Annotated in this window: 28 protein-coding genes; 4 read left to right on the forward strand and 24 right to left on the reverse strand. The window is 34.0% G+C overall.

Annotation, left to right across the window (positions count from 1 at the left end; translation table 11 throughout):
* Nucleotides 1–21 precede the first annotated feature (21 nt).
* Nucleotides 22–615: a porin family protein gene (locus LKL37_RS15415; protein ID WP_431611400.1), complete on the reverse strand. Its 594-nt coding sequence runs from the start codon at nt 613–615 to the stop codon at nt 22–24.
* Nucleotides 616–766: 151 nt separating this feature from the next.
* Entirely contained in the window at nt 767–1006 is a 240-nt protein-coding gene (locus LKL37_RS15420) for a hypothetical protein (protein WP_123906546.1), read from the reverse strand.
* Between the two features lie 201 nt (nt 1007–1207).
* Between LKL37_RS15420 and LKL37_RS15425 the strand changes: the two genes are divergently transcribed.
* A complete protein-coding gene (locus LKL37_RS15425) occupies nt 1208–1555 on the forward strand; it encodes a hypothetical protein (RefSeq protein WP_431611401.1) in 348 nt (115 codons plus the stop codon).
* A gap of 91 nt (nt 1556–1646) precedes the next feature.
* Here the strand turns inward: LKL37_RS15425 and LKL37_RS15430 are convergent, their stop codons facing one another.
* The 3 genes from LKL37_RS15430 to pepT form a co-directional block, all read right to left on the reverse strand.
* Entirely contained in the window at nt 1647–2954 is a 1308-nt protein-coding gene (locus LKL37_RS15430) for a hypothetical protein (protein ID WP_431611402.1), read from the reverse strand.
* A 188-nt stretch (nt 2955–3142) separates the two neighbouring features.
* Nucleotides 3143–3709 carry an energy transducer TonB gene (locus tag LKL37_RS15435; RefSeq protein ID WP_431611403.1) on the reverse strand — a complete coding sequence of 189 codons (567 nt, stop codon included), beginning with the start codon at nt 3707–3709 and terminating at the stop codon, nt 3143–3145.
* 6 nt (nt 3710–3715) lie between these two features.
* The gene (pepT, locus tag LKL37_RS15440) at nt 3716–4963 is read right to left on the reverse strand and encodes a peptidase T (protein ID WP_431611404.1); all 1248 of its coding nucleotides are present in this window, start codon (nt 4961–4963) and stop codon (nt 3716–3718) included.
* Nucleotides 4964–5150: 187 nt separating this feature from the next.
* On the opposite strand from pepT, the gene LKL37_RS15445 reads away from it, so the two are divergent.
* Nucleotides 5151–5999 (forward strand): hydroxymethylglutaryl-CoA lyase, encoded by an 849-nt coding sequence (locus LKL37_RS15445; protein ID WP_431611405.1) that lies wholly within the window; start codon nt 5151–5153, stop codon nt 5997–5999.
* 24 nt (nt 6000–6023) lie between these two features.
* On the opposite strand, the gene LKL37_RS15450 is transcribed toward LKL37_RS15445, so the two are convergent.
* Nucleotides 6024–6758: a hypothetical protein gene (locus LKL37_RS15450; protein ID WP_431611406.1), complete on the reverse strand. Its 735-nt coding sequence runs from the start codon at nt 6756–6758 to the stop codon at nt 6024–6026.
* Between the two features lie 87 nt (nt 6759–6845).
* On the opposite strand from LKL37_RS15450, the gene LKL37_RS15455 reads away from it, so the two are divergent.
* Nucleotides 6846–7676 (forward strand): sulfurtransferase, encoded by an 831-nt coding sequence (locus LKL37_RS15455; protein WP_431611407.1) that lies wholly within the window; start codon nt 6846–6848, stop codon nt 7674–7676.
* A 54-nt stretch (nt 7677–7730) separates the two neighbouring features.
* On the opposite strand, the gene LKL37_RS15460 is transcribed toward LKL37_RS15455, so the two are convergent.
* The 4 genes from LKL37_RS15460 to LKL37_RS15475 are packed head-to-tail and all read right to left on the reverse strand — an operon-like array spanning nt 7731 to nt 9634.
* Nucleotides 7731–8057, reverse strand: coding sequence for an SUF system Fe-S cluster assembly protein (locus tag LKL37_RS15460; protein WP_034691980.1), 327 nt, complete (start codon nt 8055–8057; stop codon nt 7731–7733).
* A 3-nt stretch (nt 8058–8060) separates the two neighbouring features.
* A complete protein-coding gene (locus tag LKL37_RS15465) occupies nt 8061–8762 on the reverse strand; it encodes a 3'-5' exonuclease (protein WP_431611408.1) in 702 nt (233 codons plus the stop codon).
* Nucleotides 8763–8780: 18 nt separating this feature from the next.
* Entirely contained in the window at nt 8781–9128 is a 348-nt protein-coding gene (locus LKL37_RS15470; RefSeq protein WP_047376054.1) for a tRNA-binding protein, read from the reverse strand.
* Nucleotides 9125–9634 carry a hypothetical protein gene (locus LKL37_RS15475; RefSeq protein WP_431611409.1) on the reverse strand — a complete coding sequence of 170 codons (510 nt, stop codon included), beginning with the start codon at nt 9632–9634 and terminating at the stop codon, nt 9125–9127. Before LKL37_RS15475 ends, LKL37_RS15470 begins: the two co-directional genes overlap by 4 nt.
* A gap of 437 nt (nt 9635–10071) precedes the next feature.
* On the opposite strand from LKL37_RS15475, the gene LKL37_RS15480 reads away from it, so the two are divergent.
* Nucleotides 10072–12162, forward strand: coding sequence for an outer membrane beta-barrel protein (locus LKL37_RS15480; protein ID WP_431611410.1), 2091 nt, complete (start codon nt 10072–10074; stop codon nt 12160–12162).
* A 307-nt stretch (nt 12163–12469) separates the two neighbouring features.
* Here the strand turns inward: LKL37_RS15480 and LKL37_RS15485 are convergent, their stop codons facing one another.
* The 14 genes from LKL37_RS15485 to LKL37_RS15550 form a co-directional block, all read right to left on the reverse strand.
* Entirely contained in the window at nt 12470–12724 is a 255-nt protein-coding gene (locus LKL37_RS15485; RefSeq protein WP_431611411.1) for a hypothetical protein, read from the reverse strand.
* A gap of 21 nt (nt 12725–12745) precedes the next feature.
* The gene (locus tag LKL37_RS15490; RefSeq protein ID WP_431611412.1) at nt 12746–12964 is read right to left on the reverse strand and encodes a hypothetical protein; all 219 of its coding nucleotides are present in this window, start codon (nt 12962–12964) and stop codon (nt 12746–12748) included.
* A gap of 22 nt (nt 12965–12986) precedes the next feature.
* On the reverse strand, nt 12987–13208 hold the full coding sequence (locus LKL37_RS15495) for a hypothetical protein (RefSeq protein ID WP_431611413.1): 222 nt from the start codon (nt 13206–13208) through the stop codon (nt 12987–12989).
* Between the two features lie 83 nt (nt 13209–13291).
* Complete coding sequence (locus tag LKL37_RS15500; protein WP_431611414.1) at nt 13292–14008, reverse strand: hypothetical protein; 717 nt, start codon at nt 14006–14008, stop codon at nt 13292–13294.
* 59 nt (nt 14009–14067) lie between these two features.
* Entirely contained in the window at nt 14068–16278 is a 2211-nt protein-coding gene (locus tag LKL37_RS15505; protein ID WP_431611415.1) for a peptidase domain-containing ABC transporter, read from the reverse strand.
* Nucleotides 16268–17590 carry a radical SAM protein gene (locus LKL37_RS15510; protein ID WP_431611416.1) on the reverse strand — a complete coding sequence of 441 codons (1323 nt, stop codon included), beginning with the start codon at nt 17588–17590 and terminating at the stop codon, nt 16268–16270. Before LKL37_RS15510 ends, LKL37_RS15505 begins: the two co-directional genes overlap by 11 nt.
* A 356-nt stretch (nt 17591–17946) precedes the next feature.
* Nucleotides 17947–18174 carry a hypothetical protein gene (locus LKL37_RS15515; RefSeq protein WP_431611417.1) on the reverse strand — a complete coding sequence of 76 codons (228 nt, stop codon included), beginning with the start codon at nt 18172–18174 and terminating at the stop codon, nt 17947–17949.
* Nucleotides 18175–18288: 114 nt separating this feature from the next.
* On the reverse strand, nt 18289–18513 hold the full coding sequence (locus LKL37_RS15520; RefSeq protein WP_431611418.1) for a hypothetical protein: 225 nt from the start codon (nt 18511–18513) through the stop codon (nt 18289–18291).
* A gap of 412 nt (nt 18514–18925) precedes the next feature.
* A complete protein-coding gene (locus LKL37_RS15525) occupies nt 18926–19936 on the reverse strand; it encodes a trypsin-like serine peptidase (RefSeq protein WP_431611419.1) in 1011 nt (336 codons plus the stop codon).
* A 74-nt stretch (nt 19937–20010) separates the two neighbouring features.
* Nucleotides 20011–20856 carry a caspase family protein gene (locus LKL37_RS15530; protein WP_431611420.1) on the reverse strand — a complete coding sequence of 282 codons (846 nt, stop codon included), beginning with the start codon at nt 20854–20856 and terminating at the stop codon, nt 20011–20013.
* Nucleotides 20857–21132: 276 nt separating this feature from the next.
* A complete protein-coding gene (locus LKL37_RS15535; protein ID WP_431611421.1) occupies nt 21133–21777 on the reverse strand; it encodes a response regulator in 645 nt (214 codons plus the stop codon).
* A complete protein-coding gene (locus tag LKL37_RS15540) occupies nt 21774–22544 on the reverse strand; it encodes a sensor histidine kinase (protein ID WP_431611422.1) in 771 nt (256 codons plus the stop codon). The genes LKL37_RS15535 and LKL37_RS15540 overlap by 4 nt, the downstream gene beginning before the upstream one ends.
* Before the next feature lie 13 nt (nt 22545–22557).
* Nucleotides 22558–23202, reverse strand: a complete 645-nt coding sequence (locus LKL37_RS15545; RefSeq protein ID WP_431611423.1) for a hypothetical protein — start codon at nt 23200–23202, stop codon at nt 22558–22560.
* 13 nt (nt 23203–23215) lie between these two features.
* On the reverse strand, nt 23216–23770 hold the full coding sequence (locus LKL37_RS15550) for a hypothetical protein (RefSeq protein ID WP_431611424.1): 555 nt from the start codon (nt 23768–23770) through the stop codon (nt 23216–23218).
* Nucleotides 23771–23906 lie beyond the last annotated feature (136 nt).

Genomic DNA, 23906 nt, shown 5'->3' on the forward strand with positions numbered 1-23906 from the left:
GGTAAAGATAATTTAAGTTTTTTAGAACAGGAAATACCCTATTCCGAGGGAAAAACTGTGGGGTTTGGACTTAAATTCTTTACTAATGCTTGTAAGGCCGGTCTCATACCTCAGATCTACCGTGAAATTCTTATAATCTAATCCTACTCCTCCCGTAACACCAATATTGGATTTGTCAAACTTTTTAAAACCCTCCTGAAGAGCCTGAGAAGCAGATGCATTATTGTTGAAAGCATAGCTGTAAACACCTCCGGCAAATACCCTTACATTAAAATCATCGGTTTTAATCAGTTTATATCCTGCCACTACAGGAATATCAATAGCGTTCCATGAAAGTTTTGAAGAGCTTCCGTCTTGGGACTCGAATGATGTTCTCCTTTTGTTGAACAAGGCTTCTCCCTGTACATACAGTTTTCCGATATCCATTCTTGCCATTACTCCTGCCTGATAACCCAATCCATATTTTCCTTCCAGTGAAGATTCCGTTGAGGTTTTTGTAAAGTTTGCCCCTCCCTTGACCCCAATGTGAAAAGCGGGAGTCTGCTGTGCTTTAGTTTCTATACTGCAAAAAATGCATAATAACAATGCGCTCAGAGCGAAAAATTGCTGCTTCATAATTTAATTGTTGTTAAAAATCTGATGCAAAAGAACAATGATAAAGTCTGGAATGAAATTTTATTTGATGAACGGCAAAGATGCTTTGACAAGGATCTGTTTTCGGATGAAAATAAAAACCGGAAGCATCACTGCTTCCGGTTTTCTATTACTAATAAGGTTGTTCTTCACAAATAGAAGGAGGATTGCATCCACCGCCACCTCCGCCAGGATTTCCACCGCCTCCTACAGCGATGCATTGTCCCGGATTTCCGTCTTCATACATTTCGCATGCATACCCCCAGGCACATTGGCAGTCGTCCTGACAATTATAAGAGTTGCCTCCCATATGGCAGCCTCCATTTCCACTTCCTAAAATTTCAGATAAGTCTTTTCTCAAAAGTTTTTTCATTGTTTTCATGATAATTTGGTATTAAATGTTATTGTTTAAAATTGTACATTCTTGTAAATATAATAAAAATGTCTTAATGAATTGTAAATGAAATACATGTATGAGGTCTTTCTCCATAAAGAAAAAGAGAAGCATGATTTAAAATAATCACTAATTTAGTTAAGAAGAAGTGTATTTATCTTAAGTCTAAAAAATAATAACATGGAAAAAAAGAAAAACTATTGGAGCACTTTTATTGTAATAGGACTGATTATTTTAGGTTATGTTGGATTAAAGGTTCTCCAAAAATATAGTTTCAATAAGGAGTATGAAAGTACATATATCGGGATTGTCACAAAGCAGAAGCCGGGTTCCAGGGGTTTTGATGATTTATATCTTTCTAATGGAAGCATTATCCACTTAGCATTTTATGAAGGATGGGTGAGAGAAACTCCATTTGTGGGAGACTCCGTAAGTAAAGATAAAGATTCGAGAGAAATAAGAGTGTTTAAAAAAGATAAAAACATTCATTATCAATATTATAAATCTTTGGATATGATTTCTGAATAAAAAATAACCCGCTTTGATGGAAGCGGGTTTTGATATTATTTTTTTAGCAAAATTTCGTGTAAACGTATATTTTTCAATAAAAAGTTTTGCCTTAAAAACTGAAACCCTTTTGATACAATAAATATTCTTTTTTGAAAAGAGGAAAAGTACCTTCATATCTTAAAGGAGCTATTCCAAAACCATAGAACATATCCGCCTGTATTTTGCCTTTTACAGAAAACATTCCTTTTCTTTCAGGAATAAATGTGAGTCCTAAAGATGAAAGAGCAGAAGCTCTTCCCCTTAATCCGGAATTGGCAATAGGAATAGAAATAAACATCAGTCCTACGGCTCCTTTAGCCTCTAAACCAGCTTCAGCAGATAAGTTTCCTTCCACACCGGTGACGGCAGGATCTGATTTCTTTTTCAGGTTAATATTAATTGCCGGAGTTTTGCTTACCAAAAAGTTGGCATTTCCTTCAAGATCCAAAAGCTGTCCCTGAACCTTTCCTGTTGCCTGCACTCCAAGAAATGGGCCTGCAGAAATGGTAGGGCTTAAAATGAGTCCGGTAGGTCCTAAAACAATAGGTACGATAGGAATATTCAGATAGTCTGTAGTACTTGCGGTGTAGCCAAGACTTCCTACAATAGTGGCAGTACTCTGAAGCTGAATGTCATCCATAATGAAATTGACATAAAAATCGGATAAATGTCCCCACGAGAATGTAATATTGTAATCAATTTTTGGAGTAAACCCACCTTTTACATTGACACTTGATGTTCCTGCGGAAGACAAAGGAAATGAAAAGGTTTTATCAAAATCAAAACGGTTGAAAGCAACTACTTTTTGTTTTTGCAGATTCCTTGCTTCAATAGAAAGTATTTTATTACTGATTTCCTGGGAAACCATCCCTTCTACGGGAACATAGTTCACCATTTTTCCATTGATACTAATGGGCGCTTTGTCTGAAGGATCATACACTCCGCTTAGCGTTCCGCTATAAATAAACTCTTCAAGTTTTGCACTGGAGGTTTGTACAACGAACTGATTGTTAACCTTAGAAACAGAACTCACTTTTGAAAGGATGGTGCTCACCTGATCGCCTTCTACTTTAGTACCAACAATAACAGTTCCGGCCGAAATACTGTCTGTTTGCGGAGTTGTACGGCTAAATGTAATTCCTCCTTCATTATGAATAGAAATAGCGTTTACGGATTCATCATTCAGGATAATAACATTTTTTTGTAAAGTCAGATTTCCCAAAGTCTTCATTTGAACAGACTGTGTGGGCTTTTCAACAGGAGTATCCACGGGATCATCCTGAGAACAAGACGTTAAAAGAAACAAACAGAAAATAGAAAAAAGAAAAGAAAAATAAAATTTTCTGTTGATTTTGAAGTCATTAGATTTCATTTTCATAAGCAGTGATTTTAAGTTTCTCTCTAATTTAGAAGAATTATTTAAGGCTTACAAAAGAATCAGATTAAATTAGTGTCAATAACATAATGATTTTCAATAAGATTTATATTTCATTCCTTCATCATGACTGTGAGATCCATATCAATATTAGAAAATAAGAACCCGCTCATCTGAGCGGGTTCTTGATATTATTTTTTAAAAATGAATGTTAAAGGGAGAGAAACATTTGAAGACACCGGTTTTCCCTTGTCTTGGGCAGGTTTCCATTTTCCTTTCTCTCGGATTCGGTAAAAAGCAGCTTCAATGAAAGCATTTACATCTTCATTATTCCCTTTTACACTGGGATTGAGAGCATTTCCTTTAGAATCGACCACAAAGGTCATTGTTACTTTATAAGAATCCGAATAAAAACCTAAAAAATCAAGATTAACAGCTTCGGATAATAGCTTTTGGAAAGTTGCCTTACCCTTTTCATATTCTGCTTCTTTAGTGATTTTTGTTTTTACAGGAGGATCTGCGGAGATCATTTTCTTATCATCCAAAGAAGCTTTATCCAAAGTTTCTTTGTAAGCAGCGATTTTATCCTCTGTCAGGAGCCATTCCTTTTTAGTTCTTAAATCATTAGGCTTAGGATATTTGTTATACAGAGCCGTTTTCTTTCTCTCATAGCGGGAATCTGCCCTCTGAAATTCAGAAACCTGGGCACTGCCAAAAATAAAAGTGAAAATGAAAGCTGATGCTAAGACCTTTTTCATGATTTATTATGCTTTTACAATATTAATAATTACTTCAGTCGCTTTTTCCATGCTTTCCAAAGCTACATACTCATAAGGACCGTGGAAGTTGATTCCTCCAGCGAAAATATTCGGACATGGAAGTCCCATATAAGAAAGCTGAGCACCATCTGTACCTCCTCTGATGGCTTTGATCTTAGGCTCTATACCAGCTTCAGTCATTGCTTTTGCGGCAAGGTCTACAATGTGCATTTTACCTTCAAATTGCTGCTTCATGTTTCTGTACTGTTCTTTGATTTCCACTTCAGCAGTTCCTTCACCATGTTTTTGGTTGAATTCAGCTACTTTCCCTTCCATGAATTTCTTTCTGGCCTCAAATTTATCTGCATCATGATCACGGATGATGTATTGAAGTTTTGCTTCAGAGATATCAGCTGTAATATCCATTAAGTGATAGAATCCGTCAAAACCTTTTGTTGTTGCTGGTGTTTCGTTAGCAGGAAGCATTTGAGCAAATTCAGCCGCTAAAAGAGCTGCATTGATCATTTTTCCGTAAGCATAACCTGGGTGTACGCTCAATCCGTGGATTTTTACCACAGCTCCGGCAGCGTTGAAGTTTTCATATTCCAATTCTCCAACTTCTCCACCATCCATCGTATAAGCCCATTCTGCGCCAAATTTAGCAACATCAAATTTATGAGCTCCTCTTCCGATTTCTTCATCAGGCGTAAATCCTATAGCAATTCTTCCATGCTTGATCTCAGGATGAGCAATAAGATATTCCGCAGCAGTTACAATTTCAGCACAGCCTGCTTTATCATCAGCACCAAGAAGAGTTGTTCCGTCAGTGGTAATTAATGTCTGGCCGACATATTTTTTTAAACTTTCAAATCTTGAAGGAGATAATGTGAATCCTGTAGCCTGGTTCAAAAGAAGATCATTTCCGTCATAGTTTTCCCAAACCTGAGGTTTTACATTTTCTCCGCTGAAGTCTGGTGAAGTATCATAGTGTGAAATAAATCCAATCGTAGGTCTGTCATCATTTTCAAGGTTAGAAGGAACATATCCCATAATATAACCGTGTTCATCAATTGAAACATTTTCCAGGCCGATAGTCTTCAGTTCTTCAGTAATATAGTTGGCAATATCCCACTGACGCGGAGTAGAAGGGGTTGTTTCACTTTCTGCATCGCTGGTTGAATATATTTTTACATAGCTAAGAAAACGGTTCAGTAATTTTTCTTTCCACAATGGGTTGAATTCTATTGTACTCATCAGATATCATAAATTTTAACAAAGTTAGCAAATTTGATGCTGAGAATACGTTATTTGCGATTTAATATCAGTTATTGAAATTATAAATCAGATATAAATATTTGAAAATCAAAATAGTGTTAGCTTTGTATGTACAGTATACTAAGTAGTTTAGTTTTATTATATTTGAGAAAATCAAAAAGTAACAATGTTTCTTACCGAATGTCCTAGAGATGCCATGCAGGGATGGGGAGAATTTATCCCTACCGATAAAAAAATAGATTATATCAACTCCTTGATGGATGTTGGCTTTGATGTATTGGATTGTCTGAGTTTTGTTTCTCCAAAAGCAATTCCGCAGATGGCTGATTCTGATGAGGTGGCCAAAAATATCGACAAATCACGTTCCAAGACTAAAGTTTCTGCCATCATTGGTAATTACAGAGGTGCAGAAAAAGCGTTGAAGCACCAGTCGGTAGATATTCTGGGGTTTCCGTTTTCTATTTCCGAAACTTTTCAGCATAGAAATACAAATAAAAGCCAAGAAGAAGCTTTTGATGAAATCATTAAAATGCTTGATCTGGTAAGAAGTGAAGGAAAACAGCTTAATATCTATTTCTCCATGGCCTTTGGAAATCCTTACGGTGAAATGTGGAAATGGGAAGATGTTGACCAGTGGGCACAAAGGTTTTCAGATATCGGAGTGAAAGATGTTTTATTGTCAGATACAACTGGTGTGGCAACTCCGGAAACGATTGCTCTTTTGTTTGAAAAAATACCTTCAAAATATCCTGAAATTAACTTCGGAGGACATTTTCATAACCGTTATGAAGATTCTTATTCGAAATTAAAAGCAGCTTACGATCAGGGTTGCAGAAGATTTGACAGTGCCATTAAAGGAATCGGAGGATGTCCTATGGCTAAGGATGATCTTGTGGGAAATATGCCTACGGAACAGGTCATCAACTTTATGAGTGTTGAAAAAGCAGAGCATAAACTGAACCTTCTGAACTTTGAAAGTTCTTATAATAAGGCGAAGGATATTTTTCACTTTTAAGATACAGAAGATCATTTAATTAGATTATATAGAATCGCCGCCCGACTGGGATGGCGATTCTTCATCTTCATAGTGAGGGTTTTTCATGTCATCCAACTCTTCTGTAGTGTATTGATGGAATTCTTCAAAATTGGTAGTTTTTGAAACATATAGAATAACGCTTTTATGGGATTTAAATTTGATAATAAGTCCATCTTCTGGAGAAGGTTGTAGCTGTTCGGTATCCATAAAAACCTTACTTCCTCTTTTAAAAGAATTGATAGCCGGAACTTCGCTATCGTATCTTTTTTTATAAAGAACATCTCCATTACTGGAAATGATAAATAAAATACTGCTGCTTGAGTCTTCATTTTCTACTAAAAAGGCAAGATCATCTTTGTTTGTTTCACTTTTCCCGGTAAAATTACCAAATGCAAATACTTTGGGTGCACGGTCTTTGATATTGGTAAGATGAAACCTCTCGGAACGATCTTCTGCATCGTAAAATTTATTGTTGATAAATACTTGAACAATTCCTTTTTTATATTCCTCGTTAATCTCATTATATTCATGTATTTTAAATGTGATGGTTTCCAGATAATCAAAATTCTCAATAACGATGGCTGGAGTGCCATACTCTGCCTGTGTAGTAGTTGCCGAGGTAAAATAACGCTGCCAGTTGTATAAAAATGAAAAAGCGATTAAAAGAAGAGCTGCTATTGCAGATAGTAAGATCCACTGTTTATTTGATTTTTTGGGAAGCTCTGAATTAGAATTCATATTTGTCTTTTTTAATTACTTAAATTTATACAAAAATAATTCTCAAGGAAATAATTTTTAACCTCCAGTATAATTTAACTATCTATTATGAAACTTCCTCCAATTACAAAGATTATTAACGTTTTACAGAATACAATTGTTTTAGATGCCAGAACTGGAAAAGATGCCAGACAAAACTATTTTAAAAAGCATATTAGCGGAGCAAGATTTATTGATTTGGATAAAGATCTGGCTGAAATAGGTGAAAATGCTGCTTTTGGAGGCAGGCATCCACTTCCTTCTATAGAAAAGTTTGCTGAAACACTTTCCGGTCTTGGAATATCAGAAGGAGCTCATATTGTTGTCTATGATGATAAAAATGCTTCAAACGCTGCGGCAAGGGCATGGTGGATGCTAAGGTCTTTTGGATTTGAAAATGTTCAGGTTCTGGATGGCGGAATGCAGGCAGCAGAAAAAGCAGGCTTAGAATTTTCTTCGGGAGAAGAGACATTTGATAAAGCAGCTTTAATTAAAAAAGAGCAATGGCTTCTTCCGGTTTCAAGCCTGGAAGTTGTTGAAAATGAATTAAAAAACGGTTCTTCTACGGTTGTTGATGTGAGAGATGCTTATCGTTATAAAGGTGAATCTGAACCTATTGATTTGGTAGCTGGACATATTCCGGGAGCAATCAATATTCCTTTTTCTGAAAATCTTGATGAAAATGGAAACTTTCTGAGCCCGGAAGTCTTAAAAGAAAAATACAAAAAATTATTACAAAATAAGCCTGATCATCTGATCATTCACTGTGGATCGGGAGTTACTGCGTGTCATACTATTTTAGCTTTGGACTACGCCGGATTTCCAATCCCGGATTTGTACGTAGGTTCATGGAGTGAGTGGAGCAGGAGAGAAGGAAAGGAAATAGCAAAAGATATTTAAAAACAAAAACCCCGAAGAATTATTTTCGGGGTTTTATATTGTTAAGAGTAAAAATTAAAGCATTCCCAGCTCAAACTTTGCTTCTTCGCTCATCATATCCTTATTCCAGCTTGGTTCGAAAGTAAGCTCTAAATCTACACTTTTTACGTTCTCTACTTCAGCCACTTTATCTTTTACTTCCTGAGGAAGGGTTTCTGCCACAGGACAGTTGGGAGTAGTAAGTGTCATTATAATTTTTACGTCAGCATCATCGGAGATCTGGACATCGTAAATCAGCCCTAATTCGTAAATATCTACCGGAATTTCGGGGTCATATACGGTTTTTAGTACACCAATGATTTCCTCACCAATGTCAGCAATTTGATCGTCTGTAAATTTCATTTTTTAATCTAGATTGATATTCCTTTTCAACAAATCTTCCTGACGCATCCGCCGGAAAATATTTGCCAAAGTTAAGACATCTTTTTCACAATAGTCAACAATTCTCTGCAAGTCTTTCTCTATGTAGTAAATTGATGAAACCATTGAGCCGTCAATATCATCTTTCGGAGTAGGAATTCCAAAGACATGTGCCAGCAATTCTAAGGATACAAAACTCTTATAATCCCCAAATTTCCAAAGCTCCATTGTATCTATGTGAGGAATCTCCCAGGGTTTTTTTCCAAACATCTGAAACGGAGCAGGAGGCTGCATTCCATTGATAAGATACCGTCTTGCAATCCAAGGGAAATCAAATTCTTTCCCATTGTGAGCACAGAGGATGACATTGTAAAGCCTTGGGCTGTTGAATATTTCTCCAAATTCCTGAAGCATTTTCTTTTCATCATGACCGGAAAAGCTTTTTATTTTTAAGGTGTCATTCTTTTCAATCATTCCGATGGTGATGCAGATAATTTTTCCAAACTCGGCCATAATACCGGCTCTGTCATAAAATTCTTCTGCGGAGACATCTTCTTTGCGTTGAAATCTTGTTTTTTTATCCCAGAGATACTGATCGGTTTCGGACAATTTGTCCCATGATTCAGCCTGTGGAACGGTTTCAATATCAAGGAATAAGACTCTTTCTAATGGTATGTTCTGTATCATATGTGTTTTGTTGGGTGTCTATCCTACCTGCATTCCATTTTTTGTGGGGAGTGAAGGAGCTAAAAGAGTAACATCTTTTTTGTCTTCACCATATAATCCCAGCACAAGACATTCACTGAAGAAATTGGCGATCTGCTTTTTAGGAAAATTCACTACTGCTAAAATCTGTTTCCCTATCAGTTCCTCTTTTTCATAAAGAGAGGTAATTTGTGCTGATGATTTTCTGATTCCCAGGTCTCCAAAATCTATTTCCAGTTGGTAAGACGGGTTTCTTGCTTTTTCAAAATCATTCACAGAGATTATTGTTCCACATCTGATGTCTATTTTTTCAAAATCTGCCCAGGTGATGTCTGGTTTTACTGTCATGGTAATTCGTTGATTAAATGTTCTACTTCTGTTTTCTGTTCTGCATATTTTTGTTGTAACATAGAGCCTTCACCCATTCTTTTGTAATATTCCAATGCTTTTCCTCCGAAGAATTTTTTATGGAAATCCGAAACTTCCGGTATTTGTGGAAATACCTTGTGAAAAAGCATCTCATAATACGCCTGGAATTCTCTTTCATTTTTGTCTTCAATTACCTGCCCCGGAGCTTTCTGTCTTACATGAAGCATTTCGTGGGCAACCATATTCAGAACAAGATTCAGGTCAAAATCAAATAAATTTCTTGGAATCATGACTGTTTGCGGGCCTCCCAGATCACCTTCTGCCGTAAGAAGCATTGAGGTGGGAGACAGTTCCTGCCTAAATCCAAAACCTGCAAAGTTTTCATGCTCCAAATTGAAAGAATGGATCAGATATTTTGCTGCATCCAGAATCTGATCATGTTCTTTATAAGCTTCAAGGTGTAAATTGATCTGTTCGAAATTCATCTGAAATATGTTTGATAACAAATGTATTAAAATATTGAGAATTAACGGGTCATTAATTATCTAAGGGCAGCAAAAATAAATGAAGATGATTTTAATTTTTCATTTTATCTCCACGTCTTTATTACATATATTCATGAAGATAAAATACTTTCTTTTAAAGATTATGATTCTTCACAAGTTTTAGAATAGGATAATTTATAATTCTCAATAAAGTTTAATACATACTTACATATTGTCGGATTATTCATACTTTTGATGAAAATAATTTATTATATTTCAGATAGAAAATGTCGTTGTTGGCCATGTTTATGATTGAAACAGTTCCATACATATATATAACATTTTAACTTTTCCAAAATAAATATCACTTTACTTTGGAAAAACATTCTGTAATTTTAAATTTGCTGAAAAATTTCGAAAAAAAACTAATACTAATAATGAGAAAACAGATAAGTTTAGCGCTATTAACTATAGGTAGCTTTACTCTTGCACAAGAAACTAGTACACCAACAGTTCAGGATTCAATTCAAAAAACAAAAGAAATCCAAGAGGTTCTGATAAAAACACAACGTAAAAAGCAATATGTAGACAAAGCAGTTTATAGTTTTGACGAAGAAGCTTTAAAAAAGGCCAGATATGCCAATGATTTGCTGCAAACTTTGCCGGAACTTCAGTTCGATCCTATTTCCAGTAAGATTTCCAGTATAAAAGGGGGGAAGTTTTTACTTTTAATAAACGGGATAGAATCAACAGAGCTGCAAGCGAGAGGTATCCGACCTGAAAATGTAGTGAGAGTTGAGTATTATGATAATCCTCCTACGAGGTGGGCCAATAGAGCAGATACTGTTGTTAATATCATTACAAGAAATCCAGAAGTAGGTTTTGCTGCGGGAACTTCAGTAAGCACTGCATTAACGACTGGGTTTGTAAACGGACAGGCCTATGCAAACTATACCAATGGCAGAAATAATATTGGTCTTGAGTATGCCATTAATTTCAGAGATTATGATAACCGAGCTACTAATAGGATCTATGATTATTATTTGCAAGGATCTCATTACAATACAAATGAAAATAAGACAGATCATTTTGGCTACACCGATCAGGATATTACTTTAAGATATACTAACTCTCTGAGTGGAAATTATGTTTTTCAAACGAAGTTTTCAATGAATATCTATAATTCTTTCTCTAAGGGAAACGGACAAAGTATTTTCACGAAAGATAATGTTTCAGAACAACATGGAACCTCACAATATAGTGGTGAAAAATATAGTCCTCCAAAGCTAGATATTTACTTTTCAAAAAAACTAGGCAAAAAGGATGAAATAAGTTTTAATGTTGTAGGATCTGCATATACGAGTAAAAGCTTTGAAATTGATAAAGAATGGGTCATCAATACGGATAATATTGTTTTTGATAATGATATGAATTTGAAAGCCAAACAGAAGAGCATTGTAGGGGAGGTGGCTTATACTCATGATTTTGAAATGGGGAAATTAAGTTCAGGCTATAGAATTGACAATAACAATGTTAATAATAGCTTAGAGAATCTTGCGGGAAATTTTGATTTTTCTGTCAATTATTTGACACAATATTTATATTCTGAATTTGCAGGTAAAAGCAAAAAACTCATGTATCGTATAGGGGTGGGTTTAACTAATATACACAATAAAACGGCAACAACGAGCAATGATGACTGGACGATAACTCCTAAAATTATCTTAGGATATGAGTTGAAGAAAAACCAGAGCTTGCGATTTACGAGTAGTTACACCCCTTATAGCCCGGGTAGCACAGCATTAAGTCCGAATATCAATCAGATTGTTCCTAATATTGTTTCTACAGGAAATCCCTTTTTAACAATACAAAAAGCATGGAATAATAATTTAAATTATTCTTACAATAATAAGTATTTTGATTTTAATGCTAATCTTTTCTATAATTATTTGGATAATGCGATAAACAGTATGTATGTTTTGTATAATAACAATACCCAATATGCATTAACATACGAAAATGCTCAGTTTAGCTCACGTTTAGGGGTACAGATGACGGGATCTGTAAAACCATTTGGAAATAGGCTGTTAGTTATTAAAGCAAATATTTATCCTACAATGCAGCGTGTGAAGCTGAATTCAGGAGCTTTGCTCAAAAACAATTATTTCGGAAATAATTTCACAATTTCCTCCGAATACAAAAATTTAAGCCTGACTTATATGTTTAATATCCCTGTTTACACGCTAAGCGGAGCATTCTTAAATACGAATGAGAACCAGAACCATATTTTTGCTAATTATAAACTAAAAGACTGGACATTTACTACTGGAATGTATTGGATAGGGATGCCATCAAGATACAAGGTTAAAACACTTGATGAAAGCCTGGTAAACTATTCAGGAGTTACCAATATTTATAACAACAAAAATATGTTTATCTTAGGAATAGGCTATGATTTTGCTAAAGGGAAAAAGAATGAAGTCAACAGAAAGCTAAACAACAGTACTGCACCTGCAACTACATTCTAAGGACTTTGGTTTTGTTAAAAAAAATGATGTAAAAATCAGTAAATAATTACTTGAAAACTGATAATGTAAACCTGAATGATAATTTATCGTTCAGGTTTATTATTTAAATTGATTCATATATTTAATAACGATCATCTTTTTTGTAATGTAAAATAGTTGTAAAATTACTTTCATCATTTGCTTTATGGAAAAGATGTTTCTTCACCAGGAACTCACCATTTTATCAGACAATTAAGCTATTTATTATAGAGAAATAGGGATATTTTAAAAGCCTCAAAAAGAGGCCTTTAACATTCATAATATTTATTTAAAAAATACAGACCGTATTTGGTCCTACCGGAGTATCTGGAGGATAATCGCCACAATGTCTATGACAATTTGCTCCATTACAATTATTAGACTGGCCATCAGAAATAGTATCTTCAATTCCGATGGATAAAGATTGGCTGAAACCACCGATAAGTTTATCAATAGATTCATCTTTTTCAATCGTTGAAGAAATGATCAGATGCTTTAAACGATCAATGCCTAAACCTGTGTTTTTATTATTAAAACTTTTCATATTTTTAATTTTTGATTAATATTAACCATTAACGAAATCGGCACCGCAATATTTGCGGCAGTTTACTCCGTCACAATTATTAGTTTGTCCAATGGTATCATCATTGCCGATTGATAAAGATTGACTAAAACCTCCAATAAGTTTACCAGCATATTTATCTTTTTCAATTGTTGAAGAAACAATAAGCTGTTGTAAACGTTCCGTTTTTAGTCGGGTATTCTTACCACTTAAAATTTTCATGTTTTTACTTAGGTATTAATATTTATTTACCACATGCTCCACTACAATTAAGATTCTGATGAATGCTGCAATTGATAGCACAATTACCTCCCTGGCAGTTATTTGAGATACCATCATCAAGTCCTGTTTCCGGATTAGAGATTGTATGGGAAAACCCTCCCAACAATTGTTTCCCTTGTGATTCTGAAATTTTTTCAAAACCAGTTAAAACCACAGTGGTTTTACTTTTGATTACTTTTTTCATAGCAATAGTTTTTAAAATTGTTAATTATAATTTTTTATGAATGTTGTAAACTCCTAAAGGATATGAATTTGGATTTAATTTTATTATCTATTTTTAACTTTATACGTTGTGATTTTTATCTCTCCGTCATCTGTATGAAGAATATCTTTAATGTCTTTTCGCTGTATAGTAGAATTGAGATTTTCTGCAGATATTTTTTTTAAAGGATCAATGTAAATTAAACTTTTGGGTGATTCTAGCTTTATCCAACCTGTATCACTTATTAAATAATAAGAATTATTAATTTCAAAGAAACTGTTTTGACCGCTTTTTCTCAGATTACTAATGGTTTGGTTAAACCTCAATTTTTCTAAAACATTTTCAAAATTATTGACAGCAGATGCAAATGAAAGATCACTGCTAAAAATAAATTGTGAAAAAGAATCTATATCAGAAGCCTCATCAGCTTTTTTAATTCCAAAATAATATATCGTGTTAATGCTTCCTTTTGTAAATTCTGCCCAATTTTCAGTTTGAGTGAAAGGTAGATAACCTTTTTTTCCTAATTTAATTTTAAACTTTATACCTTCTTTATTAGTATATTGTAACTTACCTATAAAATAACCCTTAGAATCAGTTTTTGCAATAACATCTCCTTTTTCATTATAAATGTCAACATTTTCTATAGGAAGGAGAGATTTTGAATCAAAAACGATTCCTGCGATATTAATTATTTTTTCATTCTCTGGCTGGCTGGCATAAACTGGTGAAAGAAATATATTTCCAATAAGAAAAATAAAAACTGTTACAAAATTTTTCATGTTTATATTGTTTTTTAATTAAATTAAGAATCGCTGGCTTTTAGCTTGAATGGGAACTATTAGTTTCCTAATTCTAACTGATTTTTTACTAAAGAAAAATATTTTTCTCTTGTCACAATGAGTTCTTCATGAGTTCCTATTTCCGTTATTTCTCCTTTTTCCATTACAATGATTTGATCCGCATTTTTAACTGTACTTAAACGGTGGGCTACAACCACAACTGTTCTTCCTACAAAGAAATCTCTTAAATTATTTAGGATTTCTTTTTCTGTATTTGCGTCTAAGGAGCTGGTAGCTTCATCAAAAAATAAAAACTCAGGGTTTTTATAAACTGCCCTGGCAATTAACACCCGCTGGCTTTGCCCTCCGCTCAATTGCATTCCGACATTACCAATTTTTGTTTCTGAACCTAGAGGTAAAGATTCTATAAAATTATCTAAGCAAGCAACTTTTAATGCGTTTTCAAGTTTCTCTACATCTATAAACTCATTTTCACAAAGAGCAATGTTGTATTTAATAGTTCCAGAAAAAATATGTCCGTTCTGAAGTACGGCACCACATTTATTTCTCCAATGATCAGGATCTAACCTTGAAAAATTATCCTCACCAAGAAATAAATTTCCAGAAGTTGGCAGGTAATATTTCATTAATAATTTCATTAATGTAGTTTTACCGCTTCCACTGGTACCAACAATTGCAGTCACTTTATTCTTTGGGATTGCAAAAGACAAATTATTAATTACAAATGGATTAAAGCTTCCTGGATATTTAAAAGAAACTTTATCTAAAATAATATCATTAATATCTATATCACTTTCGGGTGTTTCTTGGTCATTTTCATTTGAAACCTTAAAGACATCCTCAATTCTTTTTTGAGATATCAAAGCGTCCTGGCCATCTTTTATATTGTTAATCAGATTAATAATAGGTCCGCTTAATTGCCCGAGAATAAATGAGATACTTAATAAAGTACCTACAGTCATTTGTGAATTTATTATAAAATATGCACAAAGTGCAATTATTGTTATTTCTTTAAATTTCAAAAGAAAATTAGCACCAGATAATTGGTAGGCGTTGAGATATAAAGACTTTAATTCTAACTCATTTAGACTTCTTTGTAATCTTAAAATTTTTGATATAATAGTGTTCTGAGCCTGATTGACCTTTATTTCAGGCATGTTCATTATAAATTCGTACAGATTGTTACTATTGTCTGATTGCTTTATAAATAATGAATATTCTAAAGCAGCTCTCTTTTTTAAGAAAAAGGAAATCCAAATAACAGATAAAGTACTTAATACGGCAAATATTAAAAAAACTAATTTGTTTAAAGAAAACAGGATGCCACTAAAAACAATTAAATTAAGAGTATTAATAAAAAAGCTAATTCCCTTCCAGGTAAAAAAGGTTTGTAATTTTGATAAATCACCTAACCTAAGCAGCGTATCTGTATTTAGTCTCGTATCAAAATAATTTACAGGTAGTTTTATCAGTTTATTAAGAAACTTTTCTTTAAGAGTTATCGATAAATTAAAGTTTAGTTTTGTTAATATGAAATCGCTTATAAACTGTGATACAAAATTTCCCATAAATAATAGAAACTGTGTAAGCAAAAGAATAATAACTAAATTGAGAGATTTGGCTATTATTCCATCATCAATTATTCTTTTAAAAATAATAGGAATGAGCCAGTTGGTACCAAGCCCCACAATCAATAGCAGAAGGGAGAATATGTATCTGTAATTATTGTTCTTAAGAAAACTAATAAGATGATTGATAACAGTACTGTGGTAAAAGGGCTTCTTTTTATGGTCAGTAAAAGTGTTTTTTTCAATAATTTCCTCAAAATCATCTTTAGGCTGAAAGATCAAACAGACTCCTTTTGCCTCATTTCCAATCCATTCTCTTATTATCAGTTCTTCTTCAATTTTAATTTTCCCGTAGCCAGGATCTGCGATATAATAATTTTTTTTACCTTTTTTAGTGGTAATATTATATAATACTACATAATGATCTTGCTTCCAAAATAAAATTGCGGGTAAGGGGATTTCTTCAAGCTGATCTAAAGTAAGTTTTAAACCATGAGATTCAAAACCTACTTTTTCACCACCATCTAAAATGTCTTTGACTGAGACTCCCATTCTTGTTATTCCGCAGGTTTCTTTTAATTCTTTTACAGGAATATTTACCCCATAAGAATTTAGAACCATTGATAAACAAGCCGGCCCACAATCATTACTTTCAAGTTGATTAACAAATTTAAACTTCATCTAAAACTAAAGCTTCTACTATTCCTTTTATTTTAGATATTACAACATCATCTTTTAATCGATCATCACCGTAATATACACAGTATTCTGTTTGACTTTCTTCTGCTTCCATAGCGTGCTGTGAGCAGCCTCCATTACAAATTGGAAGTAATCTGCAAGATAAGCATGGTTTATTTTTAAATTTTGTATTCATTCTTCTCTCAAGATAGTCATCTTCCCATATCAAATCACCTGATTCATTAATATAACCGGCTCTTTTGGCTGTTGTAAAATCCCTGGCAGTACATTTGAATAGATCACCATTATAATTAATAACAGCACTGTTTCTTTTATCTGCATAACATGAGTTTCGAACATTATCAGGAGTCATGTGACTAACCAGAATCCCATTCTCTTTGATTTTGTCTGTATTTTCATCTACGACTGTATTTATATTATCATTCTGTGAGTCCTGCCACACTCTATGGAAATCCATTAACAAGTATTTTTTCTTGATATCGGCTGGGATATCTTGAAACTCTTCTGATATTTTATAGGTATCAGCAATATTTTCTGATGTATAATTTACTCTAAGTCTTACAAAGAAAGAATTGTTTATTAGGCGCTTTATATTTTTTACAATTTCCTCATAGGATCCCTTTTTTGCATTTACAAATCTTACTTCATCATGTTTTTCTTTGTAACCATCCAGAGTAATTTGAAATGAAGGGGTTATTTTACGGGAGTTAAAAAAATCAATAAAGTAGTCATCTATCAGATAACCATTTGTGGTAAAACTAACAGAATAGTCCACAAGATTTTTCACACATTCATCCTGAAGTTTTTCGATAACAGGAACTACATCTTTTTTAAAATAGAGTAAGGGTTCCCCTCCAAAAAATGCTAACTGGAAGTATTTCATGGCAGGGTTTGATGTTGTTTTTTCAATAAACTTCCCCACTTTATCAATCATACTTTGAGAAAACTTAGATGTTTTTACGTGCGTTTCATAGCAATACCAACACTTAAAATTACAATTCATTGTAGGATTAATGGTAAGCAGGAAATTAGAGTGGTTTTCATCAACAGATTTTGCAAGTTGCTTTACTTTTTCAACTTCTTCAATTTCGTTAGCGATAATGAATTCCTCTGCGACCAGATAATCGTAAAAGGTGGGATGTACCTCTTGTAAATTTTCTATGTTTTCGTTTTTTGAAGCTTCAAGTAGATCCTTCAATATAGGATCGATTACTAAAAATTTTTGGTTGAAAGAATTATATAAATAATATCTTTCGTCTATGTATACGATAGAGTTGAATTGGCTATATTTCATAACTTAGTGATAAGAGACTGTCTCAAAAGACAAAATAGTACTCTTTGAATTTCCAGATATAGGGAATTTAAGAAGTATACTTTTGAGACAGCCTCAATTTAATTAAACATAACAGTTTTAATACAGGGTGTATTTGAGCTTATAGATGAATCCAGAAAATCTTGATCACAATAGTATGATAAACTTGTTTCAATACAACTGCTAATCTATCATCTGGATAGTAGTTTTAATTCTAACCACTAACAACTTTGATATTAATGGCGTGGATAATATAATCTACTATAAATCAATACTATAAATATAAAATTTTCATTATTGCCAGCTCTTATAGAGTATTTGGCTGAAAAGTTTTATTCTTATTTTCCACAACCTGATACGCAGTTTACGTTTTGTCCTTGTCCACATCCATCTTTACAGTTTCCTCCTGCACAGTTATTGCTAGTACCTGTACCGTCATCAAGTCCTGTTTCCGGATTAGAAATTGTATGGGAAAATCCTCCCAATAATTGTTTCCCTTGTGATTCTGAAATTTTTTCAAAACCAGTTAAAACCACAGTGGTTTTACTTTTGATTACTTTTTTCATGGTTAAACTTTTGTTTAAATTACTAATTATGATCTATATGTAATAAATCTTAGAATTCCTGAAAAGCTGCAAATTGCAAACAGCTTTGTTATAAATAATTGAATTGTGAATGCCTTAATTTCCGCATTGAATGCAGTTTAGGTTTTGTAGTATTCCACACCCTGCTCTACAGTTTCCTCCTTGGCAATTATTAGTAGTGCCATCATCAGGATCGAGCCCGGTATTTGGGTTAGTAATTGTATGGGAGAACCCACCCAACAAATGTTTCTTTTGTGATTCTGAAATTTTTTCAAAACCATTTAAAACCACAGATGGTTTATTTTTGATTACTTTTTTCATGGTTAAATTAGTTTATTGAATTTTAAAATGCTTACCTAGATTATAAGATAAAAGTAATTTTATTATCAAATATTCTTTATTCTGTAAGGATTTTTAAAGTCTTTCAAAAATAAATATTATACTTATATATCCATGCCGCTTGAATAAATTTGTAACAATTCTAAATAGATTTTGTTTGGTTGAATTAAAAAACGTCATTTTACTATTATGGAAATGAAAATAAAAATTTAAACATGTTTATTTTGTGGTAATATAAGGTTTAATGATGTTGTAACTTCAAATGAAAATAGCATTTATCTTTTATATTTAATATATTATCAAATTAGATATAGTAAACCCGGTTAATTTTTATTTTATTATTAAAAAAACCTACCCCGAAAGGTAGGCTCTTGATTGAAGCTAAAAAAATAAATTAAGGATGTTCATTTCTTGCTCTGATGACCAGATTGACTAAATCTGAGCCACCACTTGCAAAATTATCACTTGGATTATGGGCACTTTGAGTAGCCACAGCATAGGGAGAACCGTCCCAATATCCCCAGAAAGGACCTCCGCTTTGTCCAGGCCATATATCTGCTTTATGGCTCATGCTTTCATTGTCATCAGCACTCCAGAAATCTCCATCCAGAGCGATACCTGCCTGGTAGGTTGGTCTTTGAGTTCCTGTAAGATCTCCCGGATATCCTGCGTGAGTCCAGTAAGCACCTCCATCCCAGGAATCGGAATATGATTTTGAGCCTAACCAGCCTGTGCTGTTTCCGATAGGTCTGTCTAATACAATCACTACATAATCATATTGGATCTCTGTAGAGTCGATAGTAGGGCCTGCTACTTTATACTTGTAATACGTTAATGTACCCCAAGCCGTTCCGTAAGGAGCGCTTCCATTGTAATACATTGGCGTGAACTTCAGCCATCCTGTTGTATTATTAGGCTGCCAGTCTACAATATGAGAACAGGTAAGAAGGTGTCTTGGCCCGATCATCACACCGCTTCCTGAACCTAAAGAGCTTTCTACTCTTCCAACGCATCTCCACGGATAGGCTGTAGAATTATATACTTTTCTTTGATCTGCTCCAAAAATAGTTCTTGCATTTTCCGGAGTCAGGAAAGAATCTCTTTCAATAAACTTAGGCTTACGGTCTTTTTTAGGTTCCAGTTTCGGATTGTATTCAAAATCAGCATGAGTAGGGTAGAAATGGTCTGTTTCCAGAGCTCTGTTTTCCGCTGTTTTTTCATCCATAGGCATTCCTATTGTTTTCATTCCTTTAGGGAAAGTTCTTCCGTTAATGGTTTCCATAGCGGGACGCTGGCTGAATAACTTTTCAATTACAGATGGTTTTTCAGTTGATTTTGCTTTAACGGTTCTAAGTCTTAAAACCTCTTCAGCGGTCATTGGGTTGTTGTTTTCAATGTTAGACATGATTATTATTTTTAATCTAGTGTGTTCCTACTCTTTTGATGGCTTTTCGGATTCCGCCGGTAATGGTTGTATGATTAAGTGAATATTTTTTGTGAAAATTCTGCAGTAATGCTTTCCGTTTGGTTAATTTGGGCGGCTCCCATAGCAGCTAATGCAATAGCCACCTGTTTGTCAAGTGTTTTGCGGACGATATTACCATTGGTAGCTCGTAATATCTTACAGAAATGATAGGTGAAATACCCTCGTATTTGTCCGCTGATATTTCCTTCCATTGACACTTGATTGTCTTTTGCTGCTGCCCATAACGTATGATTCATTCCTGCAACAGGGATCAATGCTTTAGTAAGAACGGTTGATTTTTTTGAACTTTTAGAAATCTCCATTTCACTGGCATACGTCAGATAAAATTCATCTTCAAGCATAGGCGGAATATAACGGGCAGTTTCATTGAGAAGATCTGCTTCCAGTCCCAGATCCATTTTTCTGGTTCCTGTTCCGGAATAACAGCAGTCGAAGATAACTTCCATATTCACTCCTGCTTTTAGCTTGCTGAGAACTGTTTTAAAATCATCATCACGGATGACTCCTGCATTGGCATAATCGTGTGGGCAAATCGCTTCATCTAAGCCATCCAGTTCCAGATCTGTTCCAATATTTGCCACTCTGGTTCCGTGCCCTGAATAATAAAAAACAAGAGAATCTCCTTTTACACTTGTGCTGATCATGGATTTCAGATAGTTTAATATATTTGCTCTTGTTGCATTTTGATTGGTAAGGATTTTAATCTTTGCGGGACTAAAACCACAGATAACCAATGTGTTTGCCATATCTCTCGCATCATTTACACAGCCATTAAGATCCGGACCTCCGTATCCGATGGGTGCATAATCATTAATACCTACGATAAGTGCTTTTTTCATTGTATTAGTTTTAAAAATATTCCCTACTCTGTTTCGGCTTTTCGGGTTCTGCCTTTTGGTGTTTGTTTTTTTCTATGACAAAATTCAGTCATTCTGAAGGACAAAAACAGAGGAGAAAACCGTATTTTGAAAAAGGGAAAACACCTTTTGTATTGTATATGAGTGTGTTATAGAATGAAAAATCCGGCAGCTTGAAAAGCTGCCGGATCCGTGAATAGAATGTAAAAATATTTGTTTATAGAATGAGAAATGAGTTTAAAAAGTTGGAATATTCAATCAGCACAGATCATGTTTCAAAGCAAAGAGAACCAGACCGGCTCTGTTTTTTATATCCAGTTTTACAAACACGGAGTCTCTGTAACCGTCAATTGTTTTGGGACTGAGGCACATCTTGTCAGCAATTTCTTTGTAGGTAAGTTCGCTGCAGGCCCATTTTATAAATTCTTTTTCTCTGTCTTTCAGTTCCGAAAGCAGGGAGGCATTTTTAATTTCCTCTGTTTTTACTTTCAATAATTTCTGAGCAACAAAATCTGTATAAAAACTGCCTTTCTCAAATACAGTATCGATGGCCTGAAACAGAATAGAGGGCTGCATATCTTTCAGCAGATATCCTTTAGCTCCTGCTTTCAGCATTCTGATGAGAACTTTTTCATCATCATCCATGGTAAGAGCAATTACTTTTATATCAGGATAATGCTCGGTAAGCCATTCTGTAGTTTCTATACCGTTTTTATAAGGCATATTAACATCCATCAACACTACAGCGGGTAATTCGGAAGCATTTTCTATACCTGCAATAAATTCTTCTCCATTAGGATGATTCATAATTACCCGATATTGAGTGTTTTCTGTGATCATATTCTCCAGCGCTTTGGAGATTAAGGTATGATCATCAACGATCGCTATGGGAATAGTTTTCATAATAAATTTTTGTGATAGGTTATCAAAGTTTGTGTTCCTTTATTCAGTTCTGAGTGTATAGACAGTTCAGCATGAATCAGTTTGGCTCTCAGTTCCATGTTTTTTAATCCTGAGCCATCCTGAATACTGCTGGTATCAAAGCCTCTTCCGTTGTCGGAGATGCTGATGTGTAATTTTTCACAGTCATCTTCTATCTGTACGGAAACATTTTTGGCTTTGGAGTGTTTTAGAATATTATTGATACTTTCCTGGACAATCCTGAAAAGGATGAGACCATGTTTTGGAGAAATATCAATATCCTGCTTTTGAGTAATGAATTCTATTTTTAATAATTTCAGTTTTTGTATCCTGCTGACTTCTCTTTCTATAGATTCTGCCAATCCGAAATGAATAATCTGTTCAGTAATCAGTGTTTTTGATAGGTTTCGGATGTCCTGTATGCATTCTCCCAATAGTTCATTGAGCTCAATCAAATCTTCTTTTTCTGTATTTTTGAGTTTGGTAATCAATTGATTTTGTCTTAGCCGGACCACAGAAAGCTTTTGCCCCAAATCATCATGCAGTTCCTGCCCGATATAATTGAGGGTCTGCTCTTTCATTTCCACCTGTGAAGTAGCCAGTTCCTTTTCAAACCGGAGATCTTTTTCCTTTTGCTCTATTACCAGCGTTGTTTTTTTCTTGATAAAAACCACATAAATAAAGATCATTGTCAAAACAACGATGAATAAAGTAATCGTAAAGATGATGACCAAATTATTCTCTTCCATATCTAAGAAGCCTTTATCGGGTTTTTTCCTGTTTGTTTCCTAATAAACCGAATATCAGGATACTGTTGCTGATCAGATTCAGCATAAATAAAATGAAGAAATAAATACTTTCTGAAACAGTAGTTCTGAAAAACAGAATCGGAATACTTCCAATAAAAAAGATCAGCAGTGCCACTGATATCCAGAATGGTGGGTAATTATTGATTCTCAATATTTTATCCGAATTAAAAGTTTGATACAGGAACAAAATAATAGAAAATAACAACAGGAGAATGTCCACATACAACATATTAAAAGAAAAATGATGAAGCAGATCATCTTCCGAGTAAAACATGAAACCAATATTAAGGACAAAAAGAATCAGAATGACAGTCTGTATCTTTTTGAGCAGCGGAACATACAGTAATTGGTAATAATACAATAAATACAGAAAAAAGACAATCATTAAAAATCCAATCACATAAAAGATGTCCGTAGGCATACTTGTAAACCGATAGTAGAAATAACAGAAAATATCGATCAGGGAAAACAACAGATATCCAATGATAAAAAACAAATTTTCTTTTCCGGTTTTTCTATATTTGATGATCATTAAAACCATTACTATAATGGATATGATTATCGATATCTGTTTCCCTGTTTCAATATTCCAGTTCATAATTTTGTGTTTTTTAAGGCATTGTTCCTGACAGCGTTTTTGGTGGTGGTGCCAGATTGGTCATATTCATAGATTCTATAGAAGGCACATCTGTATTTTCTTCGGTGGAGGCAGATCTGGCCATTGCATTGGTTCTTTCTCGTTTTTGGGAGGTAGGAACTAAAAATATAGTCTGATAGCCTGCATATTCCGGTTTTGCCATTCTGTTTTTAGGATGATTCAATGGGTACTTTCCCATGTAAATCCTGATTCCCGGATTTTTTAATTTTTGTTTCTTGGCACTTTCTTTTACATACTTTATATAGCCTTCCATATCTTCCAGCGAGAACCAGTACCATCGCGAGTCGGGTTCACCGTTTCTGGACTTCATGAGCACTTCATGGTTGGTTCTTGTGTATTCATCAAAAAGAACTCTGCCTTCACGATAGCTGATCAGTTTCTTTTTATAACTGTTACTAACGGGTTCTTTAGGTGGTTCGGAGCAACGGGTACAGCTTAGCAGACAAAAAGCCAGAATAAGCGCTGCACACAAAGGTGTTAAAATCTTAGTAAAAAAGTAAGTTTTCATTTTTATGGTGTTTAATTTTATTGAACAAAATTAGCTAACGGTACAACTATAAAAAAGAGGGAAAACACTGTTTTTATCCTTTATTAAATTTACGACTTTTTGATATTCAGTTGAATAAGATGTTCTGATTTGTTTT

It is taken from the genome of Chryseobacterium sp. 'Rf worker isolate 10' (assembly GCF_050753305.1).
In the GTDB taxonomy this organism is placed as follows: Bacteria; Bacteroidota; Bacteroidia; order Flavobacteriales; family Weeksellaceae; genus Chryseobacterium.